12 protein-coding genes are annotated in these 14,892 nt (G+C 57.5%); 7 read left to right on the plus strand and 5 right to left on the minus strand.

The annotated features are described in order from the left end of the window. Nucleotides 1–116 precede the first annotated feature (116 nt). Nucleotides 117–1,058 (plus strand): cytochrome c oxidase assembly protein, encoded by a 942-nt coding sequence (locus K3762_RS15295; protein WP_244153749.1) that lies wholly within the window; start codon nucleotides 117–119, stop codon nucleotides 1,056–1,058. A 239-nt stretch (nucleotides 1,059–1,297) separates the two neighbouring features. Here K3762_RS15295 and mntR read toward each other — a convergent pair whose 3' ends face one another. Beyond that, a complete protein-coding gene (gene mntR / locus K3762_RS15300; RefSeq protein ID WP_260010381.1) occupies nucleotides 1,298–1,768 on the minus strand; it encodes a manganese-binding transcriptional regulator MntR in 471 nt (156 codons plus the stop codon). Nucleotides 1,769–2,012: 244 nt separating this feature from the next. Here mntR and K3762_RS15305 point away from each other — a divergent pair, with 244 nt between their 5' ends. Genes K3762_RS15305 through phnE form a run of 4 tightly spaced genes read left to right on the plus strand, consistent with a single transcriptional unit; the run spans nucleotide 2,013 to nucleotide 6,152 of the window. Next, nucleotides 2,013–3,740 (plus strand): cytochrome c peroxidase, encoded by a 1,728-nt coding sequence (locus K3762_RS15305; protein WP_260010383.1) that lies wholly within the window; start codon nucleotides 2,013–2,015, stop codon nucleotides 3,738–3,740. After that, entirely contained in the window at nucleotides 3,740–4,615 is an 876-nt protein-coding gene (locus K3762_RS15310) for a phosphate/phosphite/phosphonate ABC transporter substrate-binding protein (protein ID WP_093744240.1), read from the plus strand. Before K3762_RS15305 ends, K3762_RS15310 begins: the two co-directional genes overlap by 1 nt. 2 nt (nucleotides 4,616–4,617) lie before the next feature. Further along, nucleotides 4,618–5,394: a phosphonate ABC transporter ATP-binding protein gene (locus K3762_RS15315; protein WP_244153747.1), complete on the plus strand. Its 777-nt coding sequence runs from the start codon at nucleotides 4,618–4,620 to the stop codon at nucleotides 5,392–5,394. Further along, nucleotides 5,391–6,152, plus strand: coding sequence for a phosphonate ABC transporter, permease protein PhnE (gene phnE, locus K3762_RS15320; RefSeq protein ID WP_244153745.1), 762 nt, complete (start codon nucleotides 5,391–5,393; stop codon nucleotides 6,150–6,152). Before K3762_RS15315 ends, phnE begins: the two co-directional genes overlap by 4 nt. A 3-nt stretch (nucleotides 6,153–6,155) precedes the next feature. On the opposite strand, the gene K3762_RS15325 is transcribed toward phnE, so the two are convergent. The 3 genes from K3762_RS15325 to K3762_RS15340 all read right to left on the minus strand — a co-directional run bounded on the left by K3762_RS15325 (nucleotide 6,156) and on the right by K3762_RS15340 (nucleotide 10,300). Beyond that, nucleotides 6,156–6,665, minus strand: coding sequence for a murein L,D-transpeptidase family protein (locus K3762_RS15325; protein ID WP_067264398.1), 510 nt, complete (start codon nucleotides 6,663–6,665; stop codon nucleotides 6,156–6,158). Nucleotides 6,666–6,731: 66 nt separating this feature from the next. Beyond that, complete coding sequence (locus tag K3762_RS15330) at nucleotides 6,732–8,918, minus strand: cation-translocating P-type ATPase (RefSeq protein ID WP_260012835.1); 2,187 nt, start codon at nucleotides 8,916–8,918, stop codon at nucleotides 6,732–6,734. Between the two features lie 716 nt (nucleotides 8,919–9,634). Next, a complete protein-coding gene (locus tag K3762_RS15340; protein WP_067264455.1) occupies nucleotides 9,635–10,300 on the minus strand; it encodes a L,D-transpeptidase in 666 nt (221 codons plus the stop codon). 794 nt (nucleotides 10,301–11,094) lie between these two features. Here K3762_RS15340 and K3762_RS15345 point away from each other — a divergent pair. Both K3762_RS15345 and K3762_RS15350 read left to right on the plus strand, forming a co-directional pair. Then, complete coding sequence (locus K3762_RS15345; RefSeq protein WP_244153561.1) at nucleotides 11,095–11,859, plus strand: transglutaminase family protein; 765 nt, start codon at nucleotides 11,095–11,097, stop codon at nucleotides 11,857–11,859. Then, nucleotides 11,849–12,814, plus strand: a complete 966-nt coding sequence (locus K3762_RS15350) for a cation diffusion facilitator family transporter (protein ID WP_093737957.1) — start codon at nucleotides 11,849–11,851, stop codon at nucleotides 12,812–12,814. The genes K3762_RS15345 and K3762_RS15350 overlap by 11 nt, the downstream gene beginning before the upstream one ends. 741 nt (nucleotides 12,815–13,555) lie before the next feature. On the opposite strand, the gene K3762_RS15355 is transcribed toward K3762_RS15350, so the two are convergent. Then, on the minus strand, nucleotides 13,556–14,884 hold the full coding sequence (locus K3762_RS15355; RefSeq protein WP_093737960.1) for a replication-associated recombination protein A: 1,329 nt from the start codon (nucleotides 14,882–14,884) through the stop codon (nucleotides 13,556–13,558). Nucleotides 14,885–14,892: the final 8 nt, after the last annotated feature.

Here is a 14,892-nt window from a genome sequence, read left to right on the forward strand (position 1 = left end):
ATGGGAAAATCCCGACGTTCATCGGTACCTATCGACTGGCTGACAATACAAAATGACAGGAGCTGATAATCCCCTTCTTTCTTCTTTTCGACCCGTTTGGATTTGCGATTTCGCCAGTGTCCATTGTATCCGTCAGTTTGGCCGCATGGTTCTATATGCGCGGCCTCAGACGACCCGTGCGTATCCGCGGAACGATCTCTGTCTGGCGTCCGATCTTGTTCTTCGCCGGCCTTGCTTGCATTCTTGCAGCCATGAACGCACCGCTCGCTGTAATGGGACATACCTTATTCTCAATACATCAGGTCGAACATCTTCTTCTTCGCCTTATCGGCCCCCTTCTCATCGCCGTATCGCAGCCGTGGCGCATCCTGCTATCCAGCCTCGAAAGACGCCGGCGTCAACACTTCAGTGCGCCAGCGAACTCCCGGGGACAAAGTTTCGTAGCGCATCCAACGGCCGCAACTGGGTTGATTGTTGGAGCGCTATTTATCTGGCAGGTACCTGTCATTTACGCACTTGCGCAGCGTATCGCGGCTATCGAAGTGTTCGCTCATCTGGGAATGGTACTAGCAGGGCTCTGGTTCTTTACCATGCTCTTCGATCCCAGAGACCCCCCTGTGGGCGCCAAACGCGGAGCGAGGCTGTTGTCCGCCTTTGTTGTGATCGTAGCAAACATTTTTCTAGGTTCCCTGACGACACTCAAGGAGGTGAGCCTTTACGCATTCTCCCATAGGGAAAGAATTGGATTGATCGATGCGCTGTCCGACGAAACGATCGGCGGCTATACTATTTGGGTCCCGTCTTCGATGGTGATGATCGTCGCGATCATTCTGGTCATGAACGGCTGGGACGCTGCGGAAGTACGTCGCTGGAATACGAGATACGACCTGCTACGCGGCTCGAATTCAGCGGCACTGGAGTTTCCGGAAACCGCCGAAGAATTGCGTCTGAAAGTGGCAAAGACAAACCGCGACATGGGCCGGACCCTTGCCATAGGCGCATTGGTCATGTTCTTGATCGTCATCACAACGGTGGTGACAATTGTCTATGCGCTTTGAACAGAGGACCCACTCAAGGGTTGCGCCTACCTCTTTTCACGCGACCGGCATTTTCGCTGCATGGTCGGCGCAGGTAGGAATATTGGGCGCACTATTTCGTGCTGGCCAAACTCAGAGGATGCGATGGGTTGGACCAGAGTTAAGCATTGACACAAATGCTACCCCGCCAACGTATGACTGCTGACGCTGCAGCCTCTTGAGTCTCGCCTTGCTGAATTTCGAGAGAACTCGATGCTGCGCTACTTGCTGCTCTGAAACTTCTGGAGGGCGTGCTCGAAGGCCTCCAGCGTGGTCGTGCTGACGTGATGCTCGATCCCCTCCGCATCGCGTTCCGCAGTCTCTTCGTCGATTCCCAGGCTGAGAAGAAACGCGACAACGACTCTATGGCGGCGGCGACAGGCCTCGGCCAATTCTCGGCCCGCATCGGTTAGAAATATTGCGCGGTAACGCTCCCGCCGCACCAAACCAGCAGCCTTGAGTCGGGAGATGTTCTTGGTCACTGTTGGAGATTTCACGCCAAGCCGCTCGGCGATTTCGACCGGCCTAGCCTCCCCCCGCAACTCGATCAGCTCTGCGATCAGTTCCACATAATCCTCCGCCATTTCGCTTTCATGTGCTCGGCGCACAGTCGCGAAACCCTTAGCCTGCGCTTCGGGAGCTCTCTCGACAGTCTCGAACGCCTCGCGTTCGTATGATTGTAGCTTCGACATGTCCGGACATTGCAACGAATAACTAAAATTGACAATCTAATTAGCCTAGAATACCTAAGTTAGACGAGTCTAAGTTTTAGCGCTGGAGGCTATGGTGATAAAAAATCTTTCGAGGCTGCTGCTAACCGCTGCAAGCGCGGTCCTGCTGTCCGGACCCGGGGGGGCGACGCCTGTCAAAGAGGCTCCGTGGCTTCCTGAGGCGGCAGCCTATCGGCTGACACTTTTTCTTGGAAATCTCGCGCCAGTGCCTTGGGACGACATCGAGACCGCTTGGACAGAACCTCACCGGGGTTCGGAATTCTCGACCGGCGCGTTGGAGTGGGTGGACCGCAAAAGCGGTATCAAGCCGGATGGTATCCTTGACGCCATGGCACGTGAAGACCGGCAAGCAGTTTTCACAGAGGCCACTCGTCTTGTAGCGCTTAGGATCGAAGAGGAATTGGACCGGACTCTCGCAGCCGAAGAGCCTGCAAAGGCGCGCCAGGCTCTGCGAACGGCAGGCGAGCTCTACCGTGCGTTTGAGGATGGTATCGCGGCAGCCGACCCCGAAGCAGCAAGACGTATCGGCCTCGCTTGGCTGGAACTTAACAGTAGCACGGGGTCCGCTGGTCTTCTCGGCGCTGGCGCCTTTTCCGCGGATCGCGACACGCTGGAGGCCGCGCGCGCAGTCATTTCCAGCTATCTCGCGGAAAATTACCTCTTAGCCAACTATGCTCCACGTCAGACACTGAGTGCCCTGCCCGAAACCGCTGTGTTCAGCCGACGCACTATCGAGGTGCCGCCAAGCTTGCCGCCTGGCTCCGACATCTTCGATCAGGACCCGCTGCCATTGCTTGTCCTCAACTTCGAGGAACAAGGTATCGACGAGACCGATCTGCCCTTGGTGGCTTATGGCGACATGCTTTTCGACAGCCCGCAGATATTCGGAAATCCTGCGCGAAACCTCGGGATCGCCTGTTCGACCTGTCACAATCGCTCGGATGTGAACCAGCGCCTCTTCATCCCGGGCGCCAGCCACCAACCCGGTGCCATCGACGTCGATGGCGCGTTCTTTAATCCTATCTTCAACGACCGGCGCGACGACCCGATCGACATTCCGAGCCTGCGCGGGCTGCGCTTCACCGGGCCTTATGGTCGCGATGGGCGCTTTGCCTCTCTGCGCGACTTCAGCCGGAACGTGATCGTCAATGAATTTGGCGGCGCGGAGCCGACGCCCTTGATGCTCGACGCGCTGGTAGGATACATGCTCGAGTTCGACTTCCTACCAAACTCTAAGCTGAATGCGGATGGTACGCTGTCCGAGGCAAACCCGGACGCGGCGCACCGAGGCGAGGCTATTTTTAATCGGCCTTTCGCTGGGCTAGGCGATCGCTCCTGCGCTAGTTGCCACGTGCCTGACGCAAATTTCCTCGATCGGCAAGCCCATGACATTGGATCGGTCTCGCCGGCATATAGTGGCGCGCGCGCAGGCGCGCTGGATACGCCGTCCTTGCTGGGAACCGCATATACCGCCCCCTATTTTCACGACGGTTCGCTGTCGACGTTGGCCGCCGTTGTTGAGTGGTTCGATGAGACGAAATCGCTTGGGCTATCAGAGACGGAACGGACTGAACTGACCGCGTATCTGGAGACTGTAGGGTCGGCAGACGAGCCTTACGAGAAGTTCGACGCAGAGAACACCGCCTTTCGCCTGACATTTGCCGAATTGGCGACATTTGCATCGACGCTCGACACGCTTCTGCCCCGACGTGACGCAGAGCACATCCTGCTGCTGACCGATACTGTCGCTGCGGACCTCGCCGCAGACGCGAGCACCATGTCGAACCTGACCGCACGGCCCGAAGTCTATGCCTTGGCCGAGCGTCTTGCCGCAGTCGGCGATGCAGTCCGTGACGACGACTGGGGGGCCGCCGAAGCAAGTTGGACCGCGTTCAAGACCGAAGCCGACGCGATCGAAGAGAGGGCATTCTGATGGAATTCTACCTAACCCGCAGAAATATGCTGGCCTTGGCCAGTGCAGGCGCGATCTCGCTGGCCTCCCCGCTGACCGCACAAGACACTCCCTTGCGGCTTGCTTTCATTCCGCAGGAGAATCCCGACAAGCTCTTAGGCGACATTGAGGCCATCACAAGATGGCTATCCGAACAGATTGGCGTTCCCGTGGAAGGCTTCGTCACCATCGACCATGCTGCGGCTGTCGAGGCACTTCGCAACGGAGATGCAGACGTCTCCTTCATGGGCGCATTGCCTTTCGTTCTGGCGGAGGCGGAAATTGGCGCGGTACCTCTCTTGTCTGAGGTCTACCGGGGCGCGTCAAGTTACACAGGACGCATTTTTGTCCGCCGCAACAGCGGTATCGAAACGCTGGCAGACCTGCGCGGGCGCGATATCGCCTTTGCCGACCCGATCTCTGAATCAGGTTATCTTTATCCTCTTTCCGAATTCGTTAAGGCCGGGCTAATTGAGGGTCCTGGCGCAGCGGAGAAATTCTTCGGCCGCGTGTTCTTTGCGGGAGGCTACCAGCAAGCCATGCAGGCTATGGCCGAAGGTCTGGTCGATGCCGCCGGTGCCAGTCAGTATGCGGATTTGTTGTTGACCCCACAACAGCAGGCCGAGGTGACTTGGCTCGTAGAAAGCGCGCCGATTCCAAGTCACCTTGTGATCGCACGCCCAGAACTCGATGCCGCCCTGCAAGCTCGTTTTGTTGACGTCATGCTGAAGCTCAACGAACCGAAGCACCGCGACAAATTGAGCTATCTTTACGGACCAGATGGCTACGTCAGGGCAGACGGCACCGCGTATGAAGGCGTACGCGATATGGCAAAGAAATACGGGCTGTTACGATGAGCATGGCTATCGAAATAGACGATCTGAGTTATGTCCATAAGGGCGCACAGCTACCAGCGTTGGAACGAGTCTCATTTCGGATCCCGGCGGGCGAGTGTGTCGCTTTACTGGGCCCATCCGGGGCGGGCAAAACGACGTTGCTGGCGCTGCTCGACGGTAGGATTCAGGGATGGCGCGGGCGCGTTTCTGTCTTGGGTGCGCCGCTCAATCCCGACCGCCCACCACCCCGAGCTCGCCGTCCTGATACCGGTTTCGTGTTTCAGGAATTCGCCCTCGTAGAACGCTCCACGGCACTACGCAACGTGCTCAACGGCCGCCTGGGGCGGATGTCACCTTTCCACGCAGTACTGGGATCGCCAATGGCTCACGATCTCGATATTGCCCGCACAGCACTCGCCGATTGCGGCATCGCAGAACTCGCGGAACGCCGTGTCGACAGTCTCAGCGGAGGACAGCGACAGCGCGTGGCTATTGCGCGATGTCTGGCGCAGGAACCACGGCTGATCCTCGCCGACGAGCCAGTGAGCAACCTCGACCCCGCCCGCGCTGGAGAGGTTCTGGGGTTGATGACCAAGGCGGCGCGAGCGCGTGATGCAACAGCGCTATTCTCCTCGCACCAACCCGATCTGGCGCGGCGTTTTGCAGGGCGCATCATCGGCATACGAGAGGGGCGGATCGCGTTTAACGTGCCAACGTCCGAGTTGAAAGACGATGCGACTGCCGAACTCTATCGGGGGTCAGGACCGACGCCGGAACTCGGTCCCCGGGCGGTGTTATGATGGCCCCCCGCGACTTCGGCGGCTTCGTCACCAGTTCGCTGATCGCTATTGCCATCCTATGGTCCCTCGTCACAACCGATGTCGAGTTGTCGCGTCTTGCTTCGGCCGGTCCACGGATTACCGACTTTATCGGCCGGATGTTCCCGCCCGATCCGACAGTGATGACCGAGATCAAAAAAGGCAGCGCAGAGACACTAAGAATAGCAATCCTCGGCTCCCTCGGCGCAGTGCTGCTGTCGACCCCTCTGGCTATTCTCGCGTCCGAAACCATGGTTTCGCGTGCGGTGTTCGGGCCGGTCCGCGCGCTGCTGGCCTTTATCCGGGCGGTACCGCTGATCCTCGTGGCCATGCTCATGGTGGGCGCGGTCGGGCTCGGGCCGCTGCCCGGCATCATCGCAGTTGCCTTTCATGCCACTGGGATGCTCGCTAAATTCTATGCCGAGGCGATCGACGGCGTATCTCGCGCCCCCATCGCAGCACTTGAAAGTGCAGGGGCTGGACCGCTCGTGCGGCTCAGACATGCGATTTGGCCACAGATGGCCCCAGTCATCGCCCGCGACACGATTTTCCGGTTCGAACTGAACCTGCGTGAGTCGTTGGTCCTCGGCATCGTCGGCGCGGGCGGGATCGGCTTTTACATCCAGACCTACATCCGCTCTTTTCAGTATGACAAGGCGGCCAGCGTCACGATTGCCGTCGTCGGCCTAGTCATCGTCATCGAGGCGATCAACATCACGCTGCGTCGTCGATTTACCTAACCATCAAGCATAAATGTCGATCGGTGTTCCATTTTTCACCATTGCGTAGATTTCCTCGATCTGACGGTCCGTTACGGCGATGCATCCTGCGGTCCAGTCACGCTTGTTCATCGGGTCGATCCCCTTGCGTGGCCCACCGTGAATAAAAATATCGCCACCCGGCGACTTTCCTTGGGACTCAGCAAAGGCAATATCCGCCGCGTTGGGATATGAGATGCCGATGGAGAGGTGGAAGAGGCTGTCCGGGTTGCGTCGGTCAATCACGTAGGTGCCTTCTGGCGTACGGCCGTCTCCCTCGAACTGTTTGTGACCCTGGGGCGCGAAGCCCAATCCGATGGGAAATGTACGCAAAACGCCCGCCTTCCCGTCAAGGACGAGCAACCGCTGTGCCTTGTACATGCGAAGACGGGTTACTTTGGGTCCGTTGTAGGTCCGGAACTTATCTGCACAGCCTGACAGGAAGGCAGCCAACCCACTTAGAATAAAGACCCGTCGTGGAAAATTGGTAGTCATTACTGCTTGATGCCCCTTTCGTGAGGTCTGATGTGTTTTAGGCGTTACTTAACCGCAAATGCCGGATCAATGACCGTGCGCGAGTGCTCCCTTTGCCATATTCTCGCCCACCGGTTCACCGCCCGAAGGCCCGCCCTCGACCTGATAGCCGTTCAAAAGCCGCAGTGCATTGGCGACCACCAACAGGGATACGCCCACATCCGCAGCGATGGCGCCCCACATAGAGGCCATGCCGAACGCGGTCAGCCCGACGAACAGCGCTTTGGTCGCCAACGATATACCAATATTCTGGTGGATGATCGACATGGTCCGGCGTGAATGACCAATAAGCCAGGGCACCTTGCCGATATCGTCAGTCATCAGCGCAATGTCGGCCGTCTCGATGGCCGCATCAGATCCGACAGCCCCCATGGCAATGGCATAATGCGCCCGCGCCATGGCCGGTGCGTCGTTCACGCCGTCACCAATCATCGCCACCATGTCGTGGATTTCCACCAGTTCTTCGATGGCCGTCACCTTATCTTCTGGCAAAAGTTCGGCGCGCACTTCGTCGATCCCAACTTCGGCCGCGACGGCACGCGCGGTGCGTTCGTTGTCGCCCGTCAACATCACGATCGTCTCCACACCCTGCGCATGCAACTTTTCAACGACCCCCTTAGCATCAGGGCGGATGCGGTCGCGCAGCTCTAGTATGCCGACCACGGCAGTCTCGTCACCCACTACAACTAAGGTGCTCCCTGCTCCTTCTATTCGATCTCTCAAATCTGTCGGAATGTGATTGCCAAACCCCTTCTCCTCAGCGAACCGATCCGAGCCGAGCCAGATTACACGCCCGTCGGCGCGCCCTTCCAGCCCGCGTCCAGGCACGGTGCGTGTATCCTCTGCAGCAGTTATGGAAACACCATCAGTTTGCGCGCGCGCGAGAATGGCCCGTGCCAGCGGGTGCGAAGACCGTGCCTCCAAACTCGCTGCCAGCGTTATGAGATCGCGCGCGGAGGCTTCGCCCAATGCGTGAACTGCTGCAACCTCGGGTTCGCCCATAGTGATCGTTCCCGTCTTATCCATCGCCAGCGCAGTGGTGCGACCTGGCGCCTCAACATAAGCGCCCCCCTTGATAAGCACCCCTGCTCGCGCCGACGCGGTCAGCGCTGCCACGATCGAAACTGGTGTTGAGATGACAAGGGCACAGGGGCAGGCGATTACCAGCAGCACCAACGCATTGTAGAACCAATAGTCCCAGGCACCGCCCAGGAGGAGCGGCGGCACCAGCGCAAGGGCGACCGCCAGCGCCATCACTATGGGGGTGTAGATGCGTGCAAACTTCGCGACCCATTGCTCGACCGGGGCGCGACGGGCATGGGCATCGCCGACCATGCGAATGATTTTCGCGAGCACCGTGTCCGAGGCGGCCTTCGTCGCGCGCACCGTCAGTGTGCCCTCACCATTGATTGTGCCGGCATAAACCTCGTCGCCGAGTTCCTTCGGAACCAGTGCGCTTTCGCCAGTGATCGGGGCCTGATCGACAGCCCCGGCCCCCTCTAAGACCTCGCCATCAAGTGGGATGCGGTCGCCGCCGCGCACGATGAAGCGATCATCCACGGCAACTTCTGCCGCTGGAACATTCGCCTCGCTACCATCCGGCCGGATAATCCTGGCTGTCGGTGGTGCTAAATCCAGAAGGGCCGACACCGCATTGCGCGCCCGCCCCACACTCCAGCTCTCAAGGTAGAGCGACAGTGAAAAGAAAAACGCAACTGTCGCTGCCTCGAATAATTCGCCCAGCCCGATAGCACCCGCCACGGCCACCACCATCAATAGATTCATGTCAGGGCTAATTCTGCGTGCTGAAGACCAGGCCTTTGGTGCAACGAGCCAGACGCCAAAAAGGATTGCGACGGCAAACAGCCCGGCTTCCGCGATGGGCATCGGCGCCGTGCCATGCCCTGCAAACAGACCAAGCGCACCACCCATGCCCGTTTCGACGATATGGTAGAGAAATCCTGCCGCCCAAAACCCGCCGCTCAGCGTGGTAAAACGCTTTTGACGTGCCAAATGCGCTGCCTGATTTTCGGCCGCGTTGTCGGCATCCCACGGTTTCGCGCTCATGCCCGTGCTCGCGACCAACTCAGCGACCTCATCATCTGAAATCTTATCCGCAGTATCCAGAATCGTCATTCGTCCATTAATGACATCAAACGCCAGATGCTCTGTCCCGCCAACTGTTGGACCGACAGCCCTATTCAGGATCGCCACCTCTTCGGCACAATCCAGACCAGAGACCTGGAAACTTCGTCCGGTCGCGGGGATGGGTTGTGCTGGTTCCGTGTCGGCTCCAGCACCGCAGCACGTACCACCTTCTCCATGAGAGTGGGAAACTCCTTTCGGATGCTCTTGATAATCACTGTGCTCGCGATCGCGGTCAGATTTGTGTTTGTGGTCGCGGCGGTGGTCATGGATAGACATAGATTGACCCTAGGATTAGATTGATTCAACTCTGACATAGCCCCTACAGTTACTAGAGGTTCAATAGAAAAATTGCGTTTCTTTTTATGAACTCTTTTGAAGATGCCGCGCTCCGACCGCCCCAGGGTGGTTCTTGTGGACCTGTGCCCGGTATGCAAGATTGTTGGTGAAAACCAAATTAGGACAGGTCAGAGGACTGAATGCAAACACGACATATGATGATTGGAGCGGCCCTGCTGCTCGCAAGCGGATGTGCCGCACCAATGGCTAACTCCCGCGCGCCGGTAGACGCGGTTGGAAACCTTCCCGAACAAATCGTTAACCTAGCTGCACCTGGTCAGGACCTCACAACAGCTCGGCTTCGTTCCGAGGATGGATGCTACTGGTATGAGCACAGCGGTCCAGTAGAAACGACACTGGTGCCGCTCCGCTCAATAGGTGGCAACCCGATCTGCACCACGCGCTCGGCGTGACTAATTGACCAGTGCAGACTGGTTGGGCGTAGATCACGTTCGCGGGGTCACGCTTTCTTCTGCCGAATACAGGAACGCCGTCGAACCAGTTTTGACGTTCGGGTATAGATGGTTGATATGTGCCATGACCATGCGGACACACCCCGAACTCGCGCGCCCGCCGATGCTTCTTGGTTCGGGCGTCCCGTGAATGCGTAGATAGGTGTCTCGGTTGCCTTCAAAAAGGTAAAGCGCCCGCGAGCCAAGAGGGTTTTCTGGGCCAGGGTCAACACCGTCGGCAACCGGGCCATAGAGCTCGGGATCGCGTGCGATCATGTTTTGGGTCGGCGTCCAGTTTGGCCATTCCACTTTTCGCTGGATCGTATACGTGCCGGGCTCGTACAGGTTACCACGGGCGATCGCCACACCGTAACGCATCGCAGTTCCCCCTTCTTCGATGTGATAGATGTAGCGCGCTACGGCATCGACGTGGACGTCTCCCGGAACAAGCCCGTCCTTAGCGTCCACCCGCTGGGGCAAAAAGCGCGGGTGCAGGCCCCACGGGTTTGACGTAGTTGGATCAAAAGCGGGAGGTGTGACCTGCGCGTCCCAGGCGGCCTTCTCCTCCTTGGTGGGCCGGGTGGCTGCCAGTAGCGGGCCAGCGATTGGAGTAGAAAACAGCGCACCGCTGGTCTGGAGAAAATGTCGTCTTGTCAGCATCATTCTTATTCCTTCAACGTTAGGTAGGCAAACTAAGCTTAAACAAGACCACTCTGCCGTTCAGTAAGGAAAGCCTGAAGCAGTATGGCCTGTTTGACTCGAATGCCGTTCTTCGCCTGCGGTCCTAACTCCTAAAGCCGCTGTAGGTTCAAGAGAAATATTTCTATCGAACCGGGCTTCTTGGAACCTAAATCCGTTCCCTTATTTGTGTTAACACCCCTACTCGGGCGGTTTCTGTGACGAAAAAAGCTACTTCTAGCAACTGATGATACGAGTTCACCGTTTCAATTCTCTGCCAACGGACAATAGCAGGCGGTTTGCGGCCAAGGGTCAAAGGCCGGCTTTTATGAATGTATAACGCCAGCCACTTCCTGACGCGGGCCATTGGCGCTGATCCGTTTTCACAGGCATACAGGCATGTAAGTAGCCCCATAAACCCCAGCTAACGCCGCAGCCCCCAGCTAAGATGTAGTTAAGGAAACGGTCATCGCTATCCATTGGCATGTGGGCACCTCACCATCGCAGCAGATTTTTCCACACAAATGAACTGAGCTAACCGCCCTGAACGGAATTCGAGTTCTTAGGTGGTCCGAACTTGTAGTTGGCTTCGTGTAGCGCATTAACCTAGGGATCAACCTCCAGGATGTTCAAAATGGATTTCGACTTTTTTGGTGATGGTGCCTCGCGGGAGCGAACATCATCCTAGTAGCGCAGCGCACGGGATAACTTTCGACTTGAAGCTACATCTACTGTAGCAATTACACTTGTCTCATCACGATTCGATGGAGACGGGAATGAATGCCGACACAACTTTGCTTCAGCCGACAGAATTACTCGACTTTTGCCGAGGCCCGATCAGTAGTCTCATCGAAAAGCGTGGCTGGCTGGCGCTTTCCGAACATGGTCGGATCGGCGCAGCATATGATTTCGTCCGTAATGAGATCCACTTCGGCTATAACCGCGCGGACAACATTCCGGCCTCAGTCGTGCTGATGGACGGCTATGGCCAGTGCAATACTAAGGCCACGCTGCTGATGGCGCTTCTGCGCGCGCTCGGTTTCCCTTGCCGGCTGCATGGCTTCACCATTCACAAGGCTCTTCAGCGTGGCGTCGTGCCCGAAGCAGTCTACCCGATTGCGCCGGTAGAGATCCTGCATTCATGGGTCGAGGTTCGCGTTATTGGCACCTGGGTGAACCTCGAAGGCTTTATTCTGGATACTGACTACCTAACCCGGCTCCAAGCGCACTTCCCCGGACGCAAAGAGTTCTGCGGTTACGGCATCGGGACAGATTGTCTCGGCGCACCACCGGTCGACTGGCGCGGTGGTGACACCTACATCCAACGCACTGGCATCACGCGCGACCTCGGAACATTTGATGCCCCGGATGAATTCTATCGGCAACATCGGCAGGAATTCGGACGCCTTCGTGGATGGCTCTACCGACACGGAATTCGCCATTGGATGAACGCACGTGTCGCCGCGCTCCGGTCGGGCCGCTTGGTCCCCTCGCCAGAGATTACGGCCCACAATCAAGAGGAGCCGCATTATGCCGCATGATCACGGTAATGCCCACATGGACCCGACTTCCGGGGACCGGAGGGTATCGGTCGCCATTTGGGCCAATGCTCTTCTGACTGTTGCGCAGGTCGTCGGCGGCATCTTTTCTGGCAGTCTTGCCCTCATTGCAGACGCACTGCACAATTTCTCTGATATGGCATCGCTAGTCATCGCCTTCGTCGCGCGCAAGATTGCCCGGCGACCGGCAGATGAACGCATGACCTTCGGCTATGGCCGGATCGAGATCGTAGCGGCGCTGATCAACTACACCACCCTAATCCTTGTCGGCGTCTATCTGATTTACGAGGGCGCGATGCGCTTTATCGAGCCAACGGAGGTCGCTGGCTGGACCGTCGTTATCCTCGGTTGCGTGGCGCTCGCGGTAGACAGCTTGACCGCATGGCTCACCTGGTCGATGCAGAAAGGCAGCGTGAACATCCGCGCGCTCTTCCTACACAATCTATCCGACGCACTGGCCTCAGTAGCGGTGATCATCGGGGGGACGCTGATCATTCTCTACGACGTGACTTGGGTCGATCCGGCGATCACGATTGCCATTGCCCTCTACATTCTCTACCTCGCCCTGACCGAAATCGGAAAGCCGATCCGTACGTTGATGCTCGGCAGCCCCCCCGACATGGATAGCCGTGCAGTGGTCCGGGCGATGACCGAGGTGGATGGTGTCGAGGACGTGCATCACGTTCATCTCTGGCAAATGCAGGAACACGAAGCAGCGCTCGACTGTCACGTGGTGCTGACAGAGGCGGGCTGGAGCCGCATCGAACCGGTCAAGGCGGAAATCAAAGAACGGCTGAGTGCGGAGTTCAGCATAATGCATTCCAGCTTTGAGTTCGAGAACATCCACCACGCGCACCAGAACGTCCAACTCTTCGGCCACGGCGACGTAGAGAAGAAACCCGACCACGAAGACAACAAAGATACTGAAAGACAGTGACAATGTCACCGGCATCGTTTGCCAGAGCAAACGGTATGGAGCGCACTCATGCGCACAAGAATGAAGAGTGGCGGACCATCCGGCCAAGTCGGTGGGGCGAGTGAAATGCCTCCACGATAAGGCCCCACAAACTGCTTTCAGACAGCGTTAAAAGACCGAACGCCACCCCGTCAGAAAATCGACCCTACGTCCGAAGTGGCCGTCGGGTAAGCTGCGGGCATCGCTTTCACCTGCGCCGCCCCTGCCAGTGATGAGTTTCGCTCCGTCATGTGTTTCACCGATGCGCTTCTGCGAACATCAGCCCGAGGTATCGGTGAAGCTCACCTCGATATCGCCCCTCTCTCGTGCCCCTGAAATGGTCCTGTTTTTTAGGACAGCTTTGTGGCTCAGCTAAGATGTAATTTGGTTGGTTTCATGCCGCCCTCTGGGTCCGCTCTGCTTCAACGAATGCGTCGTCAGAGGATTGTTTGTCGAGAGCCGTGTGTGACACCTCGGAGTTGTAAAACCCGACCCAGTCTTTGATTAAGCGCTTGGCTTGAAACCCGTCCTGCAATTCATGCAGATATACAGCCTCCTGTGCGAGTATTTGGTACCAGCGCCTTTTCTACCGCGGAAGGTAAAAAGTCTATCAGGCGATAGCCCGGTCGCAACAAACAATGAGGGCCAACCTACGGCCCTTAATGATGAGAGCGGTCGGCCCTCATTGCTGCGAAATGATCGGCGGGGCGCACCTACTAGTTCTTACCCGCCTTCGGAGTTGCGGACTTTCCGAAGCTTTTCGAAGTAGCGAACCCTTTTTGATAGTTCTCGCTCGAACCCGCGTTCAACAGGCAGATAATGCTGGGGCCTTGCCATCCCATCAGGAAAGAAAACCTGACCAGAGAAACCGTCGGGAGCATCGTGATCATATTGATACCCTTCGCCGTATCCAAGATTCTTCATCATTGCTGTGGGCGCATTCACGATGTGCATGGGGGGAGGTGCGGAACCGGATATTTTCGCATCAGCGCGCGCGGCTTTGTGTGCCAAATAGCCGGCATTCGATTTCGGGGCCAAGGCCAAGTAAATTGCGGCCTGAGATACAGCCAGATCGCCTTCGGGACTGCCAAGCTTTTCGAAAGTGTCCCACGCGCTCAGACAGATACGGGATGCCTCCGGATCTGCCAACCCTACGTCCTCCCATGCGATCATTGTCAGCCGCCGCAGGATAAAACGAGGATCTTCGCCGCCCTCAAGCGCTCTATGGACCCAGTAAATTGCGGCCTCGGGGTCAGAACCCCTTATCGATTTCTGGATGGCACTTGCGATCGAGTAGTGACCATCTGACGCGCGATCATACTGCGCCGCGCGCTGTGTCAAGCGATTGGCCACTTCCTTTGCAGAATAGATATGGTCCCGGGGCCAAGTGAGCGTGCTCTCGACCAAATTCAGAAGAGCTCGCCCATCACCATCCGCCATGGCACAAAGGAGCTCCTTCGCTTCGTCGTCCAAAGGCAGGGGGCTATCAAGAACCCTCTCAGTGCGTGCAATTATGGCGGATAGCGCTCGTTCGTCAAGGCGCTCCAAGACCATCACCTGACACCGGCTAAGCACAGCCCTGTTCACAGAGAATGATGGGTTCTCTGTCGTTGCTCCGCATACGGTAACCGTCCCGTCTTCCATCACTGGCAGCAAGGCGTCAAGCTGGGTCTTGTTGAAACGGTGGATCTCGTCAATGAAAAGGAGTGTTCCCTGCCCCCTGCGGTGGCGGCCGCGCGCCGCCTGGAAAGCCCTCTTAAGGTCCGCGACGCCACTGAATATTGCACTGATCTGCTCGAAATGAAAATCCGTTTTCATAGCCAGCAGCCTGCCAATAGTGGTCTTCCCGACGCCGGTCGGCCCCCACAGGATTAGAGACGAGATTTTCCCTGCTGCCAACATGGAGCCCAGCGGACCATCGCCGGCCAGTAGCTTGTCTTGACCGATAACTTCCTCGATGGCTTGAGGCCTCAGTAGGTCAGCCAAGGGGCGGGTCTTAGCCTTTCCTGTTTCAGGCTCAGTCGCATCGTCTTGTTGCTCAAACAGGTTCATTCGTCGCT

Source organism: Sulfitobacter sp. W074 (assembly GCF_025142275.1).
Classification (GTDB): Bacteria; Pseudomonadota; Alphaproteobacteria; order Rhodobacterales; family Rhodobacteraceae; genus Sulfitobacter; species Sulfitobacter profundi.

Coding starts and splice junctions, on each gene's coding strand:
- phnE (WP_244153745.1), top strand. CDS start 5,391: ATGATGGCCCCCCGCGACTTCGGCGGCTTCGTCACCAGTTCGCTGATC.
- K3762_RS15345 (WP_244153561.1), top strand. CDS start 11,095: ATGAATGCCGACACAACTTTGCTTCAGCCGACAGAATTACTCGACTTT.
- K3762_RS15310 (WP_093744240.1), top strand. CDS start 3,740: ATGGAATTCTACCTAACCCGCAGAAATATGCTGGCCTTGGCCAGTGCA.
- mntR (WP_260010381.1), bottom strand. CDS start 1,768: ATGTCGAAGCTACAATCATACGAACGCGAGGCGTTCGAGACTGTCGAG.
- K3762_RS15315 (WP_244153747.1), top strand. CDS start 4,618: ATGGCTATCGAAATAGACGATCTGAGTTATGTCCATAAGGGCGCACAG.
- K3762_RS15350 (WP_093737957.1), top strand. CDS start 11,849: ATGCCGCATGATCACGGTAATGCCCACATGGACCCGACTTCCGGGGAC.
- K3762_RS15340 (WP_067264455.1), bottom strand. CDS start 10,300: ATGCTGACAAGACGACATTTTCTCCAGACCAGCGGTGCGCTGTTTTCT.
- K3762_RS15355 (WP_093737960.1), bottom strand. CDS start 14,884: ATGAACCTGTTTGAGCAACAAGACGATGCGACTGAGCCTGAAACAGGA.
- K3762_RS15325 (WP_067264398.1), bottom strand. CDS start 6,665: ATGACTACCAATTTTCCACGACGGGTCTTTATTCTAAGTGGGTTGGCT.